Annotated in this window: 20 protein-coding genes and 2 riboswitches; of the genes, 8 read left to right on the top strand and 12 right to left on the bottom strand. The window is 67.6% G+C overall.

The genetic code is table 11. The features are described from left to right. Positions 1-19 precede the first annotated feature (19 nt). Positions 20-319 carry a muconolactone Delta-isomerase family protein gene (locus tag ACIRRA_RS13265; protein ID WP_357003699.1) on the top strand — a complete coding sequence of 100 codons (300 nt, stop codon included), beginning with the start codon at positions 20-22 and terminating at the stop codon, positions 317-319. Between the two features lie 58 nt (positions 320-377). Here the strand turns inward: ACIRRA_RS13265 and ACIRRA_RS13260 are convergent, their stop codons facing one another. The 5 genes from ACIRRA_RS13260 to metE form a co-directional block, all read right to left on the bottom strand. Then, the gene (locus ACIRRA_RS13260) at positions 378-1,250 is read right to left on the bottom strand and encodes an alpha/beta fold hydrolase (protein WP_402766948.1); all 873 of its coding nucleotides are present in this window, start codon (positions 1,248-1,250) and stop codon (positions 378-380) included. Positions 1,251-1,328: 78 nt separating this feature from the next. Then, positions 1,329-2,480, bottom strand: a complete 1,152-nt coding sequence (locus ACIRRA_RS13255; RefSeq protein ID WP_402767180.1) for a bifunctional 2-methylcitrate synthase/citrate synthase — start codon at positions 2,478-2,480, stop codon at positions 1,329-1,331. A 23-nt stretch (positions 2,481-2,503) separates the two neighbouring features. Beyond that, positions 2,504-3,418, bottom strand: coding sequence for a methylisocitrate lyase (prpB, locus tag ACIRRA_RS13250; RefSeq protein ID WP_402766946.1), 915 nt, complete (start codon positions 3,416-3,418; stop codon positions 2,504-2,506). After that, on the bottom strand, positions 3,418-4,920 hold the full coding sequence (prpD, locus tag ACIRRA_RS13245) for a 2-methylcitrate dehydratase PrpD (protein ID WP_402766944.1): 1,503 nt from the start codon (positions 4,918-4,920) through the stop codon (positions 3,418-3,420). The genes prpB and prpD overlap by 1 nt, the downstream gene beginning before the upstream one ends. Before the next feature lie 213 nt (positions 4,921-5,133). Then, positions 5,134-7,392, bottom strand: coding sequence for a 5-methyltetrahydropteroyltriglutamate--homocysteine S-methyltransferase (gene metE, locus ACIRRA_RS13240; protein ID WP_402766942.1), 2,259 nt, complete (start codon positions 7,390-7,392; stop codon positions 5,134-5,136). A gap of 158 nt (positions 7,393-7,550) precedes the next feature. Beyond that, a riboswitch (cobalamin riboswitch) is annotated at positions 7,551-7,726 on the bottom strand. A gap of 194 nt (positions 7,727-7,920) precedes the next feature. Further along, a riboswitch (cobalamin riboswitch) is annotated at positions 7,921-8,036 on the top strand. A 38-nt stretch (positions 8,037-8,074) separates the two neighbouring features. Between metE and ACIRRA_RS13235 the strand changes: the two genes are divergently transcribed. The 3 genes from ACIRRA_RS13235 to ACIRRA_RS13225 are packed head-to-tail and all read left to right on the top strand — an operon-like array spanning position 8,075 to position 9,721. Further along, entirely contained in the window at positions 8,075-8,290 is a 216-nt protein-coding gene (locus ACIRRA_RS13235) for a CbtB-domain containing protein (protein WP_402766939.1), read from the top strand. Positions 8,291-8,312: 22 nt separating this feature from the next. Then, complete coding sequence (locus ACIRRA_RS13230) at positions 8,313-9,152, top strand: CbtA family protein (protein WP_402766936.1); 840 nt, start codon at positions 8,313-8,315, stop codon at positions 9,150-9,152. Next, positions 9,149-9,721, top strand: a complete 573-nt coding sequence (locus tag ACIRRA_RS13225) for a histidine phosphatase family protein (RefSeq protein WP_402766934.1) — start codon at positions 9,149-9,151, stop codon at positions 9,719-9,721. Before ACIRRA_RS13230 ends, ACIRRA_RS13225 begins: the two co-directional genes overlap by 4 nt. Positions 9,722-10,038: 317 nt before the next feature. Here the strand turns inward: ACIRRA_RS13225 and ACIRRA_RS13220 are convergent, their stop codons facing one another. Both ACIRRA_RS13220 and ACIRRA_RS13215 read right to left on the bottom strand, forming a co-directional pair. Next, entirely contained in the window at positions 10,039-10,308 is a 270-nt protein-coding gene (locus ACIRRA_RS13220; protein WP_402766931.1) for a hypothetical protein, read from the bottom strand. A 37-nt stretch (positions 10,309-10,345) separates the two neighbouring features. Next, positions 10,346-10,729: a hypothetical protein gene (locus tag ACIRRA_RS13215; RefSeq protein WP_402766928.1), complete on the bottom strand. Its 384-nt coding sequence runs from the start codon at positions 10,727-10,729 to the stop codon at positions 10,346-10,348. A 211-nt stretch (positions 10,730-10,940) separates the two neighbouring features. On the opposite strand from ACIRRA_RS13215, the gene ACIRRA_RS13210 reads away from it, so the two are divergent. The 3 genes from ACIRRA_RS13210 to asnB all read left to right on the top strand — a co-directional run bounded on the left by ACIRRA_RS13210 (position 10,941) and on the right by asnB (position 14,352). Continuing rightward, the gene (locus ACIRRA_RS13210) at positions 10,941-11,822 is read left to right on the top strand and encodes a helix-turn-helix domain-containing protein (RefSeq protein WP_402766925.1); all 882 of its coding nucleotides are present in this window, start codon (positions 10,941-10,943) and stop codon (positions 11,820-11,822) included. Beyond that, entirely contained in the window at positions 11,812-12,021 is a 210-nt protein-coding gene (locus ACIRRA_RS13205) for a DUF397 domain-containing protein (protein ID WP_402766922.1), read from the top strand. Before ACIRRA_RS13210 ends, ACIRRA_RS13205 begins: the two co-directional genes overlap by 11 nt. Positions 12,022-12,507: 486 nt before the next feature. Then, positions 12,508-14,352: an asparagine synthase (glutamine-hydrolyzing) gene (gene asnB, locus ACIRRA_RS13200; RefSeq protein WP_402766920.1), complete on the top strand. Its 1,845-nt coding sequence runs from the start codon at positions 12,508-12,510 to the stop codon at positions 14,350-14,352. A 16-nt stretch (positions 14,353-14,368) separates the two neighbouring features. Here the strand turns inward: asnB and ACIRRA_RS13195 are convergent, their stop codons facing one another. From ACIRRA_RS13195 to ACIRRA_RS13180, 4 genes are read right to left on the bottom strand one after another with little or no spacing between them, the layout of a single operon-like run. Next, positions 14,369-15,295, bottom strand: a complete 927-nt coding sequence (locus tag ACIRRA_RS13195; RefSeq protein ID WP_402766917.1) for a short-chain dehydrogenase/reductase — start codon at positions 15,293-15,295, stop codon at positions 14,369-14,371. Further along, the gene (locus ACIRRA_RS13190) at positions 15,295-16,770 is read right to left on the bottom strand and encodes a flavin-containing monooxygenase (RefSeq protein WP_402766914.1); all 1,476 of its coding nucleotides are present in this window, start codon (positions 16,768-16,770) and stop codon (positions 15,295-15,297) included. Before ACIRRA_RS13190 ends, ACIRRA_RS13195 begins: the two co-directional genes overlap by 1 nt. A gap of 39 nt (positions 16,771-16,809) precedes the next feature. Then, positions 16,810-17,829, bottom strand: a complete 1,020-nt coding sequence (locus ACIRRA_RS13185) for a PDR/VanB family oxidoreductase (protein WP_402766911.1) — start codon at positions 17,827-17,829, stop codon at positions 16,810-16,812. A 32-nt stretch (positions 17,830-17,861) separates the two neighbouring features. Then, positions 17,862-18,755: a metal-dependent hydrolase gene (locus ACIRRA_RS13180; protein WP_402766909.1), complete on the bottom strand. Its 894-nt coding sequence runs from the start codon at positions 18,753-18,755 to the stop codon at positions 17,862-17,864. 98 nt (positions 18,756-18,853) lie between these two features. On the opposite strand from ACIRRA_RS13180, the gene ACIRRA_RS13175 reads away from it, so the two are divergent. Further along, positions 18,854-19,468 carry a TetR/AcrR family transcriptional regulator gene (locus ACIRRA_RS13175; protein ID WP_402766906.1) on the top strand — a complete coding sequence of 205 codons (615 nt, stop codon included), beginning with the start codon at positions 18,854-18,856 and terminating at the stop codon, positions 19,466-19,468. A gap of 19 nt (positions 19,469-19,487) precedes the next feature. Here ACIRRA_RS13175 and ACIRRA_RS13170 read toward each other — a convergent pair whose 3' ends face one another. Beyond that, positions 19,488-19,904: a PaaI family thioesterase gene (locus ACIRRA_RS13170; RefSeq protein WP_402766904.1), complete on the bottom strand. Its 417-nt coding sequence runs from the start codon at positions 19,902-19,904 to the stop codon at positions 19,488-19,490. Positions 19,905-19,940: the final 36 nt, after the last annotated feature.

Genomic DNA, 19,940 nt, shown 5'->3' with positions numbered 1-19,940 from the left:
AGCAGAAGGAGTTTCGAGCATGGCGCTCTTCGCCGTCTTCACCAAGCAGCACCCCATCGGCATCAGCGCCGACGAATTCCGGCACCGGCTGCCCGAGGGATTCGCCCACCACGTCGATCTCGTGAAGCGTGGCATCATCAAGCACAGCTGGATCATTGCCGGACAGTCCGGCGGGCTGAATGTCTACGAGGTGGCCAGTCACGAGGAACTCACCGACGCGCTGTACGGCAACCCGCTGTCCTCGCACCTGGAGTTCGAGGTCTTCCCGCTGTCGGACCCGGGTGGGTTCGATGTCGACGAATTCGCCGCACGGGATTAGCACGTACGAAAGCGGGGTGGTCACCGATCGGTGACCACCCCGCTTTCGTATCGCCGGGCTATCGGCCGCGGGCCAGGAAGGTCTCGACGACGGAGCTGAACTCGGCCGCGTTGTCGACCCACGGATAGTGGCCGGCTCCCGCGATCGATACGTGCGTCGCGGCCGGGAACAGCGCGGCGGCGGCGTTGCCGGCCTCGACACCGGTCAGCGCGTCCGCGGCGCCCGTCACGACCAGGACGGGCGCTGTGACCTGTCCGAACGTCGGCAGGAAGCGTTCGGGCTCGGTGCGATCGCCATTGCCGTGGAAGTGCTTCCACGCCTCGAGCGCGAACTGCTCGCGCTGTGTCGCGGCATGCGCGCGCTGCCGCTCACCCCACCCGCCGTACGCGGCCGGGACATAGCGGTCCAGCAGGTCGAGCACCACCTCGGGCGGATCCTGCGGTCCGGCCGCCGCCAATTCCCCAGCAGCGGTGCGCACCTCGTCGTACCAGGGCTCGTCCGCGCGGGCATTCAGCAGGCTCGAGATATCGCCACCCCCGCCGAAGAAGTCCGGTCCCGGCACGACCAGCACCAACCGGGACACCCGATCCGGATGATGCCCGGCGTACACGGCCGCCACCACCGCCCCCGACGAGTGGCCGAGCACATCGATCGTTTCCACCCCGAGATGAGATCGAAGCGCGTCCACGTCCCGGGCGAGCGACGGATAGGCGTACTTGGCCGGATTGTCCGGGGCCGCAGTGGATCCCGTGCCCCGCGCGTCGTACCGAATCAGGGTCCGGCTCTCGGCGAGCCCCCCGAGGTCCTCGAGATACCGCGAATCCCGCGGTCCTCCCGGCACCACCACCAACGGCGGCCCCGATCCGATCGCCTCGAACGCCAGCTCGGCCCCGTCGAACGACACTGCGGTGCCATGAGTCGAAGTAGTCATAGCCCGAACCTACGAACCCCGGATCCACTCTCCCTACGCCTTCGCTACAGCCCCGCTGGAATGCCGGCGGCAACTTTGTCAGGCGATGATGGAACGCTGTGGGACGCCGACGTATTGGCTCAACGGCCGGATCAGGGCGTTGGACGCGCCCTGTTCGATGATGTGGGCGGTCCAGCCGGTGATGCGGCTCATGACGAAAATCGGGGTGAAGGACTCGATGTCGAAGCCGAGCAGGTAATAGGCGGGGCCGGTGGGGAAGTCGAGGTTCGGTTCGAGGCCGGTGGCCTCGGCCATGGTGTGTTCGAGGATCTCATATATGCGCACCCAGTGCCGGCCGTCGGTGGCGGCGGCGATGTCGAGGAACGCCTGCTTCATGGTCGGTACCCGCGAGTCGCCGTTCTTGTAGACGCGGTGGCCGAAGCCCATCACCTTTTCCTTGCGGGAGAGCTTGTTGCGCAGCCACTCCGCGGCCAGTGCCGGGTCGCCGATCTCGAGCATGTCGTGCATGGCCGCCTCGTTGGCGCCGCCGTGCAGCGGGCCCTTGAGTGCGCCGACGGCGGCGGTGACCGCGCTGTAGATATCCGAGAGCGTCGAGGTGACCACGCGGGCGGCGAAGGTGGAGGCGTTGAAGCTGTGCTCCGCGTACAGGATCAGCGAGATCTCGAACGCTCTCACCAGTTCCGGTGCGGGCACCTTGCCGAAGCACATGTTCAGGAAGTTCTCGGCGAAGCCCAGATGTGAATGCGGCGCAATGGGATCCAGGCCGTAGCGGCGGCGATGATCGGCGGCCACGATGGTCGGCAGGACCGCCATCATGCGCAGGGCTTTGGCCCGGTTGGCCTGTGGCGAATTGTCGTCCTCGGCCGGATCCTCCGCACCCAGGTAGCTGATGGCCGTGCGGACGACATCCATCGGATGGCAGTTCTCCGGGAGCTTGGCAACCAGCGACAGCAGCGACCGATCCACCCGGCGTGCGGCCCGTTCCTGCTGGAGGAACCGCTCCAGCTGTGCGTCACCGGGCAGTTCGCCGTGCCACAGCAGGTAGGCGACCTGCTCGAAGCTGCAGTGCGCCGCCAGATCCTGCACCGGGTAGCCGCGGTAGGTCAGCGAGTTGGTTTCAGGCACCACCTTGGAGATCGCGGTGGTGTCCACGACAACGCCTGCGAGGCCTTTGTGAATGGTCGGAATCGCGATCTCCGGCCCACCCGTCGCCCCACCACCACCCCTCATCGAATCGCTGCGCGATGCGGCCATCACTGGTCCCTTCCGAGGGTGAAATTGAAGATGCCGGAATCGAATTCGCTGTATCGCTCGTATTGCAGGAGCTGGTAGAGGCGGCTGCGGTGTTGCATGCGATCCAGCAGCCCGGACTGGGTTCCGGTCGCCGCGATCTCGCGTAGCCCGATTTCGGCGGCGAACATGGCCAGACGCAGCGTGGTGACCGGGTAGATGACGGCGTTGTAGCCGATCGACTCGAGCGTTCGCGCGGAAATCAGTTCGGACTTGCCGAACTCGGTCATGTTGGCCAGCAACGGAATCGAGATCGCCGCGCGAAACTTCTCGAAATCGGCCTCGGTGTACAGCGCCTCGGTGAAGATCAGGTCCGCACCGGCGTCGGCGTACGCCTCGGCCCGCTCGATGGCGGCGTCGATGCCCTCGATCCCGGCGGCGTCGGTACGCGCGCAGATCACGAAGTTCGGATCTCGGCGGGCCGAAACCGCCGCGCGCAGGCGGCGCACCATCTCGGCGGTGGGCACCACGGCCTTGCCGTCGAGGTGGCCGCAGCGTTTGGGATTGACCTGATCCTCGAGGTGCAGGCCGGCGATCCCGGCGTCCTCCATTATCGTGACCGTGCGGGCGGCGCTCATGGGTTCGCCGAATCCGGTGTCGGCGTCGATGAGCACCGGCAGGCCGGTGACCCGGGCGATCTGCTGCCCGCGTCCGGACACCTCGGTCAGGGTGGTGAGGCCGATGTCGGGCAGGCCGAGATCAGCGGAGAGTACCGCGCCTGAGACGTAGACGCCCTCGAAGCCGATCTCCTGAATCAGCTTGGCCACCAATGGATTGAAGGCACCCGGGAACCGCTGGATCTTGCCGGAGTTCAGACCCGCCTTGAACGTGGCGCGTTTGTCGGCGGCGGAGGTGGCGGCGGCGAGCAGGCCGGTCATCAGAACAGTCCCTTCGGCGACTTGGGCGCGCGGGCGAGCACATCCGGCGAGACGGTGAAGGTGAGCTCCGACAGCTCGTTCGCGGACAGCCCGCCCGCGCGCTGGACCACCTCGAGGAAGCGGTCCTGCTCGGCGGGCTCGATGACGCCCTCGGCGAGGGTGCGGAACTTGGCGATGTATTGATCCCGGGCGAACGGGCGTGCGCCCAGCGGGTGGGCGTCGGCCACGGCCAGCTCGTCGACGATGACTTCGCCACTCTTCAAGGTGATTTCGGCGCGGGCACCGAAGGCCTTCTCGTTCGGATCGGTCGAGTGGTAGCGCCGCGTCCACTCCGGGTCCTCGGCGGTGGAGATCTTCTTCCACAGCTCGATGGTGTCGAGCCGCTGCGCGCGTTCGGGAGCATACGAGCGCTCGTGATGCCAGGTGCCATCCTGCAGGGCGACCGCGAAGATGTACATGACCGAGTGGTCCAGGGTTTCGCGAGAAGCCTTGGGGTCGAACTTCTGCGGATCGTTCGACCCGGTGCCGATCACGGAGTGGGTGTGGTGACTGGTGTGCAGCACGATCGACGCGATCTGATCCAGGTCACCGATCCGCTCCCGCATCCGCCGGGCCAGATCGATCGGGGCCTGGCTCTGGTACTCGGCCGAATGCTCCTTGGTGTAGGTGTCGAGGATGCCGCGCTTGGCCTCACCGGAACCCGGTAGCGGGACAGAGTATTCGGCGTTCGGGCCGCCGAGCAGCCAGGCGATCACACCGTCCTCGCCCTCCCAGATCGGTGCGGGCGCGCCCTCGCCGCGCATGGCGCGATCCACGGCCTCGACGGCCATCTTCCCGGCGAAGGCCGGTGCGTAGGCCTTCCAGCTCGAGATCTCACCCTTGCGGGACTGACGGGTCGCGGTGGTGGTGTGCAGGGCCTGACCGACAGCCTGGTAGATGGTCTCGGTATCCAGGCCGAGCAGCGTGCCGATCCCGGCTGCGGCCGACGGGCCCAGGTGGGCGACGTGGTCGATCTTGTGCTCGTGCAGGCAGATCGCGCGCACCAGGTCGACCTGGATCTCGTAACCCGTTGCCAGACCGCGGATCAGGTCGCGGCCGTTGCGCCCGGTGTGCTGCGCGACGGCCAGGATCGGCGGGATGTTGTCACCCGGGTGCGAGTACTCGGCGGCCAGGAAGGTGTCATGGAAGTCGAGTTCGCGCACCGCGACCCCGTTGGCCCACGCCGCCCACTCCGGGGAGTACGAGCCCGCGACCCCGAACACGGTGGCGCCCGGCCGGTAGGGGTGGGCCAACGCCTGGGCACGGGCATTGGCGACCGGGCGGCGGGCGATCGAGGCCGCCGCGACCGCGGCGTTGTCGATGATCCGGTTGACGATCATCGCCTCCACCTCCGGAGCGACCTCCACGGCATCCGCGGCGACCTCGGCGATCCGCCAGGCGAGGTGTTTCTCGCGGGGGAAGGGCTCGGCGGAGCGGTGGGTGCGGACGAGATGGTGCTTCACGGTCGGGTCCTCCCAGACGTCGATTTCACCGGTACATTCCGGACGCTACCGAGCGCAGTATTCGACTTGAATGCCTCGCAATTGCCTACTTTTGCGGACCCGACCCTGCAAATCTGTGAAAGTTGCGGTGACACCGCGTGTCGGCCGCGCCTTCAGCCGGGCCGTGGAAACGACGCCGGGACGCCCCGTGGCACGGAGCGCCCCGGCGCGCGGTCAGCGCAGCGCCTGTGCCGCCGCGACCAGGTTGCGCAGCGAGGCGATCACCTCATCGGTGCGACGCGTCTTGAGCCCGCAGTCCGGATTGATCCAGAGCCGTTCGGCCGGAACGGCTTTCAGCGCCAGACGCAGCGACTTCTCGATCTCCTCCGGACTCGGCACGCGCGGCGAGTGGATGTCGTACACGCCCGGTCCCACACCCAGGTCGAAGCCTGCGGCAGTGAGGTCGTCGAGCACCTCCATGTGCGAGCGGGCGGCCTCGATCGAGGTGACGTCGGCATCCAATTCCACTGTGGCGCCGATGATCTCGCCGAACTCCGAGTAGCACAGGTGCGTGTGGATCTGTGTGGCGTCCGCGACGCCGGAGGTCGCCAGCCGGAACGAGTCCACCGCCCAGTCGAGGTAGGCGGCCTGGTCGGCGCGGCGTAGCGGCAGCAGTTCCCGCAGCGCGGGCTCGTCCACCTGGATGATGCCGATACCCGCCGCCTCCAGATCCGCCGTCTCGTCCCGGATCGCCAGCGCGATCTGGCGTGCGGTGTCCGCGAGCGGCTGATCGTCGCGGACGTACGACCACGCCAGGATGGTGACCGGCCCGGTGAGCATGCCCTTGACCGGCTTGGCGGTGAGCGACTGCGCGTAACTGCTCCAGCCGACCGTCATGGCCGCCGGGCGCACCACGTCACCGAACAGGATCGGGGGCCGGACGCATCGGGTGCCGTAGGACTGCACCCAGCCGTTCCCGGTGGCGGCGAATCCGTCGAGCTGCTCGGCGAAGTACTGCACCATGTCATTGCGCTCCGGTTCCCCGTGCACCAGCACGTCCAGGCCGATCTCCTCCTGCAGTGCAACGACTTCGGCGATCTCGGCCCGCATCCGCGCGTCGTACTCGGCCCGGTCGATCTCCCCGCGCGACAGTTCCGCGCGCGCCACCCGGATCCGGCCGGTCTGCGGGAAGGAGCCGATCGTCGTGGTCGGCAGCAGCGGCAGGTGCAGTCGTTGCTGCTGGAGGGTCCGCCGCTCCGCAGCCGGGGCGCGCCGGGCAACGGTTGCCGCGGCCAGACGGGCCCGCACGGTCGCGTTGTGCAGCCGGATGTCGGATCGCCTGTCCCGCACGGCCGTTCGTGCGCTCTCCAGCTGTTCGCCGACCGCGTCCTGCCCCTCATTCAGGGCGCTCGCGAGCATCCGGATCTCCGCGATCTTCTCCGCGCCGAAGGCCAGCCACGAGCGCAGCCGCGGCTCCAGTGCCGTCTCTGCATCCAGGCTGTACGGAACATGCAGTAACGAGCAGGAACTCGAGACGGCGACCGGTGCGCCACCGTCGCGCAGGGCGGCCAGGCGGGGCAGCGCGCGAGCGGGATCGACGCGCCACACGTTGTAGCCGTCGACGATGCCGGCTACCACGAGAATGTCCCGAAGGGACTGCGCCGCAACAACATCCGCGTCGCCGCCTGCGACCAGATCGACGGCGATGCCCTCGACACCGGTCGCCGCCAGTATCGGCAGCGCTTCACCCAATCGGCCGAAATACGAGGCCACCAGGAGCGCGGGCCGTGCGGGCATCTCGGCCAGCCGGCGATAGGCGGTGTGCACCAGCGCCAGTTCGGTCTCGCTCAGGTCGGTGACCAGCACCGGTTCGTCGAGCTGCACCCAGCGTGCGCCCGCCTCGGCCAGCAGGCCCAGCAGCCGCTCGTACAGCGGCAGCAGATCCGGCAGCCGGTCCAGCAGGTCGCTGCCGTCCACCGACTTGGCCAGTTTCAGGAACGTGATCGGTCCGACGATTACTGGGCGCGCCGGAATGCCCAGGGCCAGTGCCTCTTTCAGCTCGGCGAGCGGCTTGTCCGAGTGCAGCGAGAACTCGGTCACGGCCGAGAGCTCCGGCACCAGGTAGTGGTAGTTGGTGTCGAACCACTTGGTCATCTCCAAGGGCGCGATCTCCGCGGTACCGCGCGCGGCGGCGAAGTAGCGGTCCAGCTCGTCCTCGATGCCGCACACGCGATCGGGTAGCGCACCCAGCAGCACCGCGGTGTCGAGCACCTGGTCGTAGTACGAGAACGTCCCCACCGGAACCGAATCCAGCCCGGCGTCCCGCACCCGCACGAGCTGTGCGGCACGCAGCCCCGCCGCGATGTCGTGCAGGGCCGCGGCGTCGATGCGCCCGGCCCAGTACGACTCGATCGCCCGCTTGAGCTCCCGGTTGGGCCCGATGCGCGGCAATCCGAGCACCGTGGCGGTGAAAGTGTTGTCAGGGTTCAACATTGATGAACTCCATGGTCAGTAGCCGATGGCCGCCGCCCATACGGAGCGCACGCTGACGGAGCCCGCAAAGCATCGATCCCGTGCCCGGGTTCCACTCGGCGTACCGCCCAATCCACGAGGCGACGACCGCCGGATACGGCGTATCCGGCGCAACGGGCAGGTCTTCGGACTCGTGGGCATCGACCCGGGAAGGGTCGTCCCCGGCGCTCGAGGCCGGGGATGGTCCTACTGGCCGTCGCTTCCCAGGCATCACTTCATGCGCCCAGTGCGAATGACGGCTGTCGTTCCCACTCACCGCTGCGGGACAGTCCCGGATTCTCACCGGGTTCCCTCTCACCCGCGCGGCGCGTCGACGCACCGCCGGGCTTCGACGCCATCGGATGGATCAGGGGCTCCTCGACTCCACCTCCGGCGAACCAGCTGCGATGGCGAATATAGCGAAGGTTGCCGCCACCTCGCGCACGGCCGGTCCCATCCCAATGGGTGGACGGCCGGATGCACCCGGATTGACCAGCGCGGACGCGCTTTCGTATGGTAATTCGACGATGTCTCGAGGAATCCGGTGCAATTCCGGAACGGTCGCGCCACTGTGAACACCCCTGACGGGTGTGAGTCAGACCCTCGCATCGTGGTTTCGATCGACTGCGGGGACGCGAAAATCCCCCCAACTCAAGGAGTCATCGTGGCTACTTCCTACGCTCCTCGTTCCGGTCTCGGCACCGGCGCTCTCGCCCTCCCCACCACCACTCTGTGGCTGGTCGGCACCACCGTTCTCGCGCTGCTGGCAATCTACTTCATCGGCATCGACCAGGGCGCGGTGTCGATCTTCGGCAGTGACATGCACGTCCACGAGTTCGTGCACGACGGACGGCATTTCCTCGGGTTCCCCTGCCACTAGTCGCGGGAATCGAGTCACCACAATGGAAAAGCGAATCATCGGCCGAGGAGTCCTGCTGGGCGCACTCGGCGGATTGCTGGCGTTCGTCTTCGCCCGGATCCTGGCCGAGCCCATCATCAACCGGGCCATCGACTACGAATCCGGCCGCGACGACGTGCAGATGGCCCTCGACAAGGCCGCCGGAAAGCCCATGGCCGACATGGGTCCCGACATCTTCACCCGCACCCAGCAGGAGAACATCGGTCTGGGCTTCGGCCTGATCGTGTTCGGCGCTGCGCTCGGTGCGCTGTTCGCGGTCGTCTACTTCCTTGCGCTGCGCAAGGCCGGCAAGCTCGCCCCCCGCAATCTGGCGCTGCTGGTGTCGGGCGGCATGTTCCTGGTGCTGTACGCGGTGCCGTTCCTGAAATACCCGGCCAACCCGCCCTCGATCGGGCATCCGGAGACCATCAAGGAACGTACGGCGCTGTTCGTGGGGATGATCGCGATCAGTGCGGTCGTGTTGCTCGCTGCCATCTGGCTGGGCCGCAAACTGGCGGCACGCCTGGGCAACTGGACCGCCATCATCGCGGCCTCCGCGGCCTTCGTGGTGGTCATGGGCGCGGTCATGGCATTGCTCCCCTCCCTCGGGAAGCTCTCGGCCAACCGGGAGTACGGCGGCTTCACCACCGAAACCCCGCAGCCGCTGAAGGATCCGTCCGGAACGATCGTGTACCCCGGCTTCCCCGCCGACGATCTCTACCACTTCCGGCTGTATTCCATTGCCGCCCAGCTGATCCTGTGGGTGGTCATCGGCGTCGGCTTCGCCTGGCTCGCCCCGCGCCTGCTCGGCGACCGCTCGCCCGCCACCGAAGCGGCGGCATGAGCGCGGTCACCCGCCTCACCCTGGTGACGCACGCGATCACCGACGCCGTGCAGGCCGCCCGCTTCCCGGCCGACGAACCGCTCAACCCGCGCGGGTCGCGGTCGGTCGGAAAGGCGGGCGGCCTCCCGGGCCTCGAACCCGATGTCGTCCACCACGGCCCGGAAATCCGCACGGCCCAAACGACTCACGGTCTGGGCCTGACCGGAACTTCCGAGCCGGCCCTCCGCGACCTCGACCACGGCGCCTGGACCGGCCGGTCGATGGACGAGCTGCCGCCCGACCAGCTGATGGCCTGGCTCACCGACCCCGTCTACCGCGACCACGGCGGCGAATCCATCACCGGCCTCATCGACCGCGTCGGCTCCTGGCTGACATCGCTGATCGGCCGCGGTGACCGCATCGTCGCGATCACCCACCCGGCCGTGGTCCGAGCCGCGGTGTTGCTCACCTTGAACGCCCCCGCGGAGTCCTTCTGGCGCATCGACATCCCGCCGTTGACGGCCACCACGCTCCACCATCGCGCCCCCACCTGGACCCTGCGGACCACCGCCCACGACATCATCGTCTGATCGTCGGTGGCGAGTGCGGACCTCCGCCGTCGCGCAGGCGGACCAGGTGACCAGTTCGCGCTCGCCCAGTGCTGTAGTCGTAGAACTCGTGGTCCTGCGGCGCGGTGGTATCGATCTCGGTGGTGTCGGGCTTCCAGTACGAATACAGGCCCGCTTCGGCGCCAGCGGTTCGTACGGCGACGGAAACGTCCCGCCGCCGAAGCCATAGGCGTGCAACGCAGCCGGTTGCGTGGCGGCCGATTCTGACGTCTGCGCAGGCCGGCGGCCGGACCCGCTGGCCATTGAACCGGCGAGAGCGTGGAGGGTCTTTGCGGGGGTCAATTCATGTTCGCGATGTGGTGTCGGATGATGTCGTCGACCGGGTGCCGGGTCGGGCCGGAATCCGGGGGATCGGCGCCGTCGAGGATGTAGTCGAGGATGGCGGCCCGGTCGAGAGTGGCCGGGACTCGGTGTGATTCACGCGCGCTGACGATGACCGCGTGCAAGACGGTCGCGTAGATCTGGGAGCGGGACACGGTCAGTCGCCATCCGCACCGCTCGCGCTCGCGCAAGCGAACTTCGACGATATCGAGAACATCCTGGATCACCTGAATCTCGACTCGGTCGTGGTCATCCCGGTCGCAGTCATCGCAGGGCATGGCGACCGCCGAGAAGCAAAGCACCCCAACCGGACAGCGCGTCGCGCAGCACCGTGAGTGGTGATCTCCGGTCTGCCCTGGTACGTGTGGCGCGCGAGTCCAGGACCATGCGCCCGGCCGCGATCAGCGCAGTGCGTGCCCGCTGCCGCACCAGGCAGGTATCCACGCCGCACCCGAGATGGATTTGCATGGCTGTATGCGCTTGCGCGGCAGTGAGTTCGCCGGGATCCGAGTAGCACGACCACAACCCGCGGATCGCATACCCACCACGGATGCGCTCGGCACCCATGCGGTTGGAGTCGGCAATCTTCCTCTCGCCTTCGATGCGGTCGATGATGGCTTGCGCCGACCACTGGCTGTTGCGCGACATCTCGCGAACTCCCTTCGGTCATCGGGATTTTCGGTCGGGAACGTCACCCAGGACACGCCAGGACGCCCCGGCCGGGCAGTCGAAATCGGATAATCCACGCCGATTCGTTCGAAGCCCCAGCATCGGATCCTCAGGCTCGGAGACAATCATCCGCACCCGGCTACAGCGTCATCCAAAAATCGTGGGCACGTCGTCCAACGGGGAGGTCGTCATGGGAGATACCGGTTCAACCGTTCCGCGTCGGCAGCTCGGCCGCTATCTCCGTGATCTACGTCAGCAGTCCGGCATGACCATCGCCGAGGTCGCGCGGAGAATTGAGCGGGGTGCCACCACGCTGCAACGACTGGAGACCGGGCAGGCCGATCGAATCCGGCTGTGGGACATCGAGGCTCTGTGCCGGGTTCTCGGTGCGGGCGAAACCGAGACCGCTGCCCTCAAAGGGCTTGCCCAGCAGGGTAATGCAAAGAGTTGGTGGCATGCCTACGGTGATCTGATCCCGGTCAACTTCGATGTGTACATGGGCTTGGAATCGGCGGCAGCGACACTGACGTCGTTTCAGGAGTTGGTGCCGGGGCTGGCCCAGACTCCCGAGTACGCTCGCGCACTGATCCGGTCAGGGTATTCAGGCGGCTCGGAAAACGAGATAAGCCGTCGAGTCGAGATGCGTATGCACCGTCAAGTGCTGATCACCAGGCGGGCACAGCCCGCCTCAATCGATGTGATCCTCGACGAATCCGTTCTGCACCGGGTGATCGGCGGACGGAAGATCATGGCCTCGCAACTGCGCCACCTCGCAGATCTCGAAACGAGGCCGAACATCGCAATTCGCGTCCTACCGTATTCGGCAGGTATGCCACTGGGCGATCTGACCGGGCCTTTTACCATCCTGGACTTCGGAGACGACGGCCGCCAAACGGTCGAACCGGCGGTGGTCTATGTCGAAAGCTATACCGGTGCTATGTACTTCGATGATGGCGAGACCGTTGATCGTTATAGGACGGCTCACGCGACCATGCGCCGGGTAGCGTTGGATGCGCGGGAAAGTCGCGATCTGCTTCGAAAGACAGCAAGGGAGCATGAGCATGAACGTTGATCTGTCCATGGCTCGGTGGTTCAAGAGCACCCACAGCGGAGCCAGTCAGGATTGCGTCGAGGTCGCACATCTGGCCGGCGGCATGGTCGGTGTTCGGGATTCCAAGAATCCGACCGGTCCGGCTCTGGTCTTCGGGCCCGGTGAGTGGGATGCCTTCACCGCCGGTGTGGTCGACGGGAAGTTCGGTCATCCGGCCTGACCTGGATCGCTCCGATGGCCCGGGGCAGCCGGTGTCCACGAGACTTCGGCCGAGTTTCCGAGCAGGCTGGTGCCCCACCTTGCCGGTCCCGGTGGTGGCTCCGTTGTCATAGAAGATGACAGGCATCTCGTAGAACGAGCTGCTGCCGCCACCGGCCAGGTCCCCGCTGGTCGGCAGCTGCACCCGGCCCGCGGGTTCGAGCCGTTCAGCGTCACGTCGCCGATGTCGGCGGCCGCGGCGTCCGGAGCCGCGGCCAGCAGCAGCGCGCCCGTGCCCGCGACCGCCGTCACGGCGAGTTTCGCGCGGCGCACCCGGTGAAGTTTCGGGATGGATGCGGGGCTTTGGGTGCGAGCATGATCAAAGCTATTGCGTGGCAACAAGGCTCGATTGCGGCAGGTTTCTCCGGATCACTGTCTCGCGCCGGTTCCGGTGTGTTACAACGGAATTACAGATAGTTCACGTTGCTAACAATCTGGAGGTCCCCGAATGTGTGGGATTGCAGGGTGGGTGTCGTTCGAGGCGGATCTGACGCGGCGGCAGGGGGTGGTGGACGGGATGACGGAGACCATGGCGTGCCGGGGGCCGGATGCGCGGGGGACGTTCGTGCGCGAGCATGTGGCGCTGGGGCATCGGCGGCTGGCGGTGATCGATCTGCCGGGTGGGACGCAGCCCATGGTGGCCGAGGCCGGTGGGGGACAGGTGGCCATCGTGTATTCGGGGGAGGTCTACAACTATCGCGAATTGCGATCTCGGCTCAGGGGATTGGGGCATGCCTTCCGGACCGATAGTGATACCGAGGTGGTGCTGCGGGGGTATCTGGAGTGGGGCGAGGGGGTGGTGGAGCGGCTGAACGGCATGTACGCGTTGGCGATCTGGGATCAGCAGGGCGAGAAGCTGGTGCTGGTACGGGATCGGATGGGGATCAAGCCGCTTTACATCCATCCGACGCCGGACGGGGTGATATTCGGATCGGAACCGAAGGCGATCCTGGCCAATCCGCTCGTCCGGACGGTCGTCGACATCGACGGGATGCGGGAACTGTTCGCGTTCACCAAGGCTCCCGACTGGGCGCTGTGGCGGGGAATGACCGAACTCCTACCCGGCACGGTGATGACGGTGGACCGCAGGGGAATCCGTCGGCGCCCCTACTGGCGGCTCACCGCCCGCGAGCACCGCGACGATACCGGCCGGACGGTGGAGAAGGTGCGCGACCTGCTCACCGACATCATCGATCGGCAACTCGTATCCGACGTGCCGCGCTGCGTCCTGCTGTCGGGCGGCCTGGATTCCAGCGCCATCACCGGCCTCGCCGCCCGGCAGCTGGCCCGCCGGGGCGAGCGGCTGCGCACCTTCTCGGTGGACTTCGTGAACCAGGAGGCGAACTTCGTCCCGGACGAGATGCGCGACACCCCGGATTCCCCGTTCGTCCGCGATGTCGTCCGCCTGGTGGGCTCCGAACACCGTGATGTGGTGCTGAATCCGGCCGAGCTCTCGGATCTTTCGGTGCGCCGGGCGGTGATCGGCGCCCGCGACCTGCCGCTCGGCCTCGGCGATCTGGACAGCTCCCTGTACCTGCTGTTCCGCGCGATCCGGGAGCAGTCGACCGTGGCGCTGTCCGGCGAATCCGCCGACGAGGTATTCGGCGGCTACCGCTGGTTCCACGACGGCGTGGCCCTGAAGGCCGACACCTTCCCATGGCTCGCCTTCAGCACGGCCTTCACCCTCGAATCCCGCTGGGACATCATTCACCCCGACCTGCGCGGCCGCCTGCGCCTCCCCGAATACGTGGCCGACCAGTACGCCACGGCCGTCGCCGAGGTCGATCACCTCCCGGGTGAATCCGACCTCGAACACCGTATGCGCACGGTCTGCCACCTGCATCTGACCCGCTTCGTCCGCCAGCTGCTGGACCGCAAGGACCGCATGTCCATGGCGGTGGGACTCGAAGTGCGCGTGCCGTTCTGCGATCACCGGCTCGTCGAGTACGTGTACAACACGCCCTGGGAACTCAAGACCTTCGACGGCCGCGAGAAGAGCCTGCTGCGGGCGGCGGCGAAACACGTGCTGCCGCAATCGGTCGCGGACCGCGTCAAGAGCCCGTACCCGTCCACCCAGGACCCGGGGTACGCCGCCAATCTGCAGCAGCACGTGAAAGAACGACTGATGGAACATGATTCGCCGCTGTTCGACCTCCTCGACCGTGAGTGGCTACTGCGGGCCGTGGAACAGGACCCGGCCCGCATGGCCCCGCAGGTCCGCGTCGGTCTCGACCGCGCCATCGATATCGGCACCTGGTTGGACCTGTACTCGCCGGAGCTGCAATGGAATTGAACCCGGCGATCTGAGATCAGGAAAGCGCTTCCACGCGCGCCCTGTCTACGGGTGCTTCCGCTGGTGCGGGCGGCCTTTCGAGACTGCGGCGCTCGACTTCCCGCAGCAGCGCGTGCACCCGTGGATCGCGGGCCAGGCGGGAATCGAGCACGGTATTGATCACGCCGCGCAACAGCGAGTAGGGCATCCAGGCCAGCGGCGAAATAGCCTGCGGTGCCCGGTGTTCGATGGCATCCGCAATGGTGCGCGCGGCCTGCTCGGCGGTGATGCGCGTGCTCAGCGGCCACGGCAGCAGCGCCTCGATGCGGCGGCCGAGTTCGTCCCGGTCGAGGGTCGAGTGGGTCATCTCGGTGTCGACGATCCCGAAATAGGCGATGCCCGCGGACGCCCCGTGCGGCGCCAGCTCGACCCGCAGCGCCCGGCCGAGCTGTTCCACCGCCGCCTTGCTGATCATGTACGGCGCGCCGCCCATCCCCGGAGCGAAAGCGGCGCACGAGGACACGACCTCGACATGCCCCCGCGCGGTGATGATGTGGTCCAGCGCCGGGTGCACGGTATTGAACACCCCGGTCAGGTTGATGCCGATGACCCGGTCGAACTCGGCGGGCTCCATGGTCCGCAGCGTCGCCGGCGGCGGCACCACGCCCGCGTTCGCCACCACGATGTCGAGATGCCCGAAGTAGGCGACCACCTGCGGAATCGCCTCGGCCATGGCGGCCCGGTCGGAGACATCGGCGATCACCGGCAGCGCTCGATCACCCAGCGCGGCGGCCAGCGAGGTGGCGGCCCGGGCATCGACATCGACGATGGCCACCGACGCACCCCGCCGGTACAGCATCCCGGCGAGTTCGCGCCCGATACCCTGACCGGCCCCGGTGATCAGGGCGACCCGCCCCGCGGGACGGAAGGGGCCGGGGCCGGGGAGACAGCGCGGAGTGGACATCAGCGGCTCATTTCGTAGGAGTCGGAGTCGAAACGCCGAGTGCGCCGGCGGTATTCGAAGCTCCAGTTGGGGTACAGGCCGGCATTGCGGCCGTCGGCGGTGGTGTAGTAGCTCTGGCAGCCGCCGGTCAGCCACACGGTGTCGGCGCTGCGACGGTCCATCTCGCCGAGGAAGTCGTCCTGCACCTCGGGACGCAGCTCGATACGGTCGATTCCCCTGTCGCGCATGGTCTTCACCGCATCCACGATGTAGGCGATCTGGGATTCGATCATGTAGACGGCGGATTGGTTCCCGGCCGCGCCGAACGGCCCCAGCGTGCAGAAGAAATTGGGGAAGCCGGCGACGGCCGCCCCGAGATAGCTCTGCGGCTCGCGGTGATACAGGTCCGCGAGGGACTGCCCGTGCCGCCCGATATAGCGGTGATACGCCGACGGAATCGAGGTGAAGCCGGTGCCGAAGATGATGGTGTCGACCGCGTGCTCGGTGCCGTCGCGCAGCACTATCGAATGCGGGCGCACCTCGGCGATGCCCTCGGTGACGACCTCCACATTGGGCTGATCCAGCGCGGGCAGGTAGGCATCGGAGAAGATGGCGCGTTTGCATCCGATGACGTAGTCGGGGGTCAGGGTCTTGCGCAGCGCCGGATCGCGTACCTGCCGTAGCAGCTGCAACCGGCCCAGTGCCTCGTACGGATGCCGGAACCGCTTGTCCACCAGTGAGATCAGCCCGAAGCCCTCGATGGCCGCATACCAGCCGCCGCGGATCGCCTTCTGGGCGAGAGGAATCCGCCGCAGCAACGTTCGTTCCAGCCCCAGCGTGCGCCGGTCCATCCGCGGCACGATCCACGGTGCGGAGCGTTGGAACAGCAGCAGCCGGTCGACAATCGGCTGGATCTCCGGCACGAACTGCACCGCCGACGCGCCCGTCCCGATCACGGCCACCAGCTCGCCGGTCAGATCATGGTCGTGATCCCAGTGCAGCGAATGGAAAGCCTTGCCCGCGAACCGATCCAGACCGGGCAGCTCGGGATATCTGGCCTCCGCGAAGATGCCCGCCGCGGAGATCAGGACATCGGCGGTGAGCGCACCCCGACTGGTCTCCACCCGCCACCGCGAGTGCTCCTCGTCCCAGCGGCCATCCAGCAGTTCGGCGCCGAATCGGATGTGCCGCACCACATCGTGGTCCGCGGCGACCCGGCGCAGATACTCCAGGATCTCCGCCTGCCGCCCATAGGTCCGCGACCAGTCCGGGTTCGGGGCGAACGAATAGCTGTAGAGCTGGGAGGGCACATCGCAGGCGCACCCGGGATAGGTGTTGGCCCGCCAGGTCCCGCCCAGATCCTCGGCCCGCTCGAGAATCACCAGGTCCTCGAACCCGGCCTCGCGTAGTTTTATCGCCAGGCCGATGCCCCCGAATCCCGCCCCGACGACGGCGATCCCGACATGCTCGGTCTCGCCCGAGTCAGGTTCGGCCACAGCTGTTTCCGTATCAATCGACATGAGTGTTCCCCGCGTTCAGAGATCGAGCACGAGCGCGTCGCCGCAGGCGCGGGACACGCAGAGCAGCATCCGGTTCTCCCGCTCGGCCGCGATGAGCAGCCGGTCGCGGTGGTTCACGTCGCCCGCGCGGACCCCGACCTTGCAGGTGCCGCAGAAGCCTTGGCGGCAGGAGTAGTTCACATCGGGCAGCACCCGCCGCACCGCCGTCAACGCCGTCTCGTCCGCGCCGACCCGGACCGTCCGGCCGCTGCGCGCCAGGGTGATGTCGAAGGCCCGCCCGTCGACCACGGGCGGCGCCGAAAAGCGTTCCGTGTGCAACGATCCCGTCGGATCCAGTGCGAACCGGCAGCGCTGCGCCGCCGCCAGCATGGCGGGCGGACCGCATACGTAGACGGCGGCACCGGGTGCCGCGCTCGCGATGATCGCGGCGACATCGGGTGGTCCGACCTCGTCATCGGGCCGTACTTCCGCGTCGGGCAGCTCGTTCAGGAACGGCATCGTCGCCCGCGACCGTCCCGCGTACACCAGTCGCCCGCGCGCCCCTGCGGCCCGCACCATCGGCAGGATCGGGGTGATGCCGATCCCGCCCGCCAGGAACAGATACGACGGTGCGTCCACCAGCGTGAAAGCATTGCGCGGCCCACGAATTCGCATGCGGTCCCCGACCCACAGCGACTCGTGCAGCTCGCGCGACCCGCCCTCGCCGTCGCGGATCAGCCGGACCGCGATCCGGTACCGGGTCCGATCGCGCGGATCCCCGCACAGCGAGTACTGCCGCTGCCGCCCCGACGGCAGGAACACATCCACGTGCGCCCCGGGCCGCCAGCTCGGCAGCTCCCGCCCGTCCGGGGCCCGCAGCGTCACCGCGAGCACATCGGGTGCGAGCCGTTCCAGCCGTTCCACGACGGTGGCCAGCTCGAAACCGCTGCGGCGCACCGGATTCGACGGCGACAATACCGATGCGGCGCGCCCGCTCACGAACACCCGCCTGTAGGCGTCCATCACTCCGCCCAGCACCCGCAGGGTCGCGGGCATCGCCTGCGTTGAAACGGGCGCTGCCCCCGCGCTCATTCGGCCGCCGTCCGCGCCGCCGGGGAATGGGCCAGATACCGCAGCGCCACATCCATCGAACCCAGTTGCGACGGATGGAAGCCCGGCCGCAGATACCGCGGAATCTCCGTGAGGAACACCGTCCAGCTGGGAATCACGCCGCGCCGCGTCGCGCTCAGGAACTGCCGAGCCCAGAACCGCCCCTTTCGCGGCGACGGATCCTTCCGATACAGATACCCGGCCGACACGATGAACAGCGGCAGCAGCGTCGCGCTGGCCAGCACCGCGGTACGAGCCTTCCGCGGATACCCGCCGTCGAGATACATGTAGGCGTCGTAGACCACGCTGCGGTGCTCGACCTCCTCGGCCCCGTGCCAGCGCACCAGGTCCAGCATGGCCGGATGCATGCCCTCGGCCTCCAGAAGGTCGGCATTGAGCAGCCATTCGCCGATGACGGCCGTGTAGTGCTCCATCCCGGCGAACAGCCCGAGCCGCTCCTTGAGCCACTCCTCCCGGGCCCGGCCGCTCAGCCCGTGATCGCCGAGAATCCGATCGACCAGCCAGGCAATGGCATCGACATAGGAGTCCACGTCCAGCCCGAGGGACTGCAGGTGCCGGCGCGCCGCCTCGTGACTGCTGGCGTGCATGGACTCCTGCCCGATGAACCCGGTCACCTCCTCACGCAACCGCTCGTCGTGGATGTGGGGGAGGGCCTCCGACAGCGTCTGCGCCATGGCCCGTTCGCCCTCGGGCAGCACCAGGTGCATGACGTTCACAATGTGGGTTGCCAGGACTTCACCCGGAATGTAGTGCAGCGGAACGGAATCGAAATCGAACCGCACGTCGCGGGCGGAGATGGCATGCGCCTCGTCGCGGTAGTGGCGCTGCGTCGCGCCAGCCTTGTCAGCCATGACCGAACCGTACAGCGCAACAAATTCTATTGCAATGTTGCAGCCACAAATTGTCCGAGATTGTTGCATCGGGGGTGGTGCCTGCTAGCGTGGATCCGGTGACGACCGCGTCGAAAAACCCGCTGACCCGCACGGATGCCGCCGATGACATCGAGACGCGCATCCTCGACGCGGCGCTCGTGCAGTTCCAGAAGGTCGGGGTCAAGAAGACGACGATCGAGGATGTCGCCAAGCAGGCCGGGGTCGACCGGGTGACCGTCTACCGTCGGCTCGGCTCCCGCGACGACCTGGTGCAGGCAGTCGTCAGCCGCGAGGTCGGCAACCTGCTGGCCGAGCTGTCGAGCATGCCGGACCGGCATGCCGACCTGCCCGGACTGGTCGCCGACGTCTTCGTCACCGTCATCACCCGCTGGCGGGCCCATCCGCTGGTGGAACGGCTGCTCGCGGTCGAGCCGGACCGAATCCTGGTGAAACTCACCGTCGAAGGTGCGACCACCTTCGCCATGTCCGTCGCGGCGACCATCCAGATCCTGGAGCGCGCTGCCGCGAGGGGCCTGTTCGAGGCCCCGGCCGATCTGGCCGCGCGCACCGAAATCTGCAGCCGCATAGTGCATTCGCTGATACTCGTCGACGGCGGCGCGGCCGCGCTGGAAACCCCGGACGAGCTGGCGGAATTCGCGCGCACGTATCTGGTGCCGATCCTCGTCGGGTAGTCGGACGCCGGTGGCCCGACTACAGCACCGCCTGGGTCTGGGTCACCTTGGCGACGAGTTTGCCCGCGTCGTCGCAGATTTCGGTCTCCACCACGATGAAGCTGCGCCCGGCGTGCAGCGGACGGGCCGTGGCGGTGGCGTGCCCCGAGCGCAGGGCCCGCAGGAAATTCGTCTTCGACTCCACCGTGGTCGTCCCCTGCTTGCCCGTCGGCAGATTCAGGAAGGCGCACACCGCGGCGGTGGCGTCGGCCAGCGACATGAGCGCGCCGCCGTGCATCGATCCGCCCAGGGTGCACAGATTCTCGCGCCACTCCAGGCGGCTGCGCACCAGCTCCGGGCCGCACTCCAGGACCTGGACGCCGAGGCCCTCGGTGAACGGCATGGTGGCGAACAACTGGGCGCCCGTCGGGGCGGTGGCGATCTCGGTTTCGGTCATGAGATCGACTGTGCCCGACGCCGGGCCGCCGAGTCG

The sequence above is a fragment of the Nocardia sp. NPDC101769 genome, assembly GCF_044766925.1.
Classification (GTDB): Bacteria; Actinomycetota; Actinomycetes; order Mycobacteriales; family Mycobacteriaceae; genus Nocardia.
The sequence above is the reverse complement of the archived record's forward strand: the minus strand, read 5'-3'. Positions and strand labels throughout refer to the sequence as shown.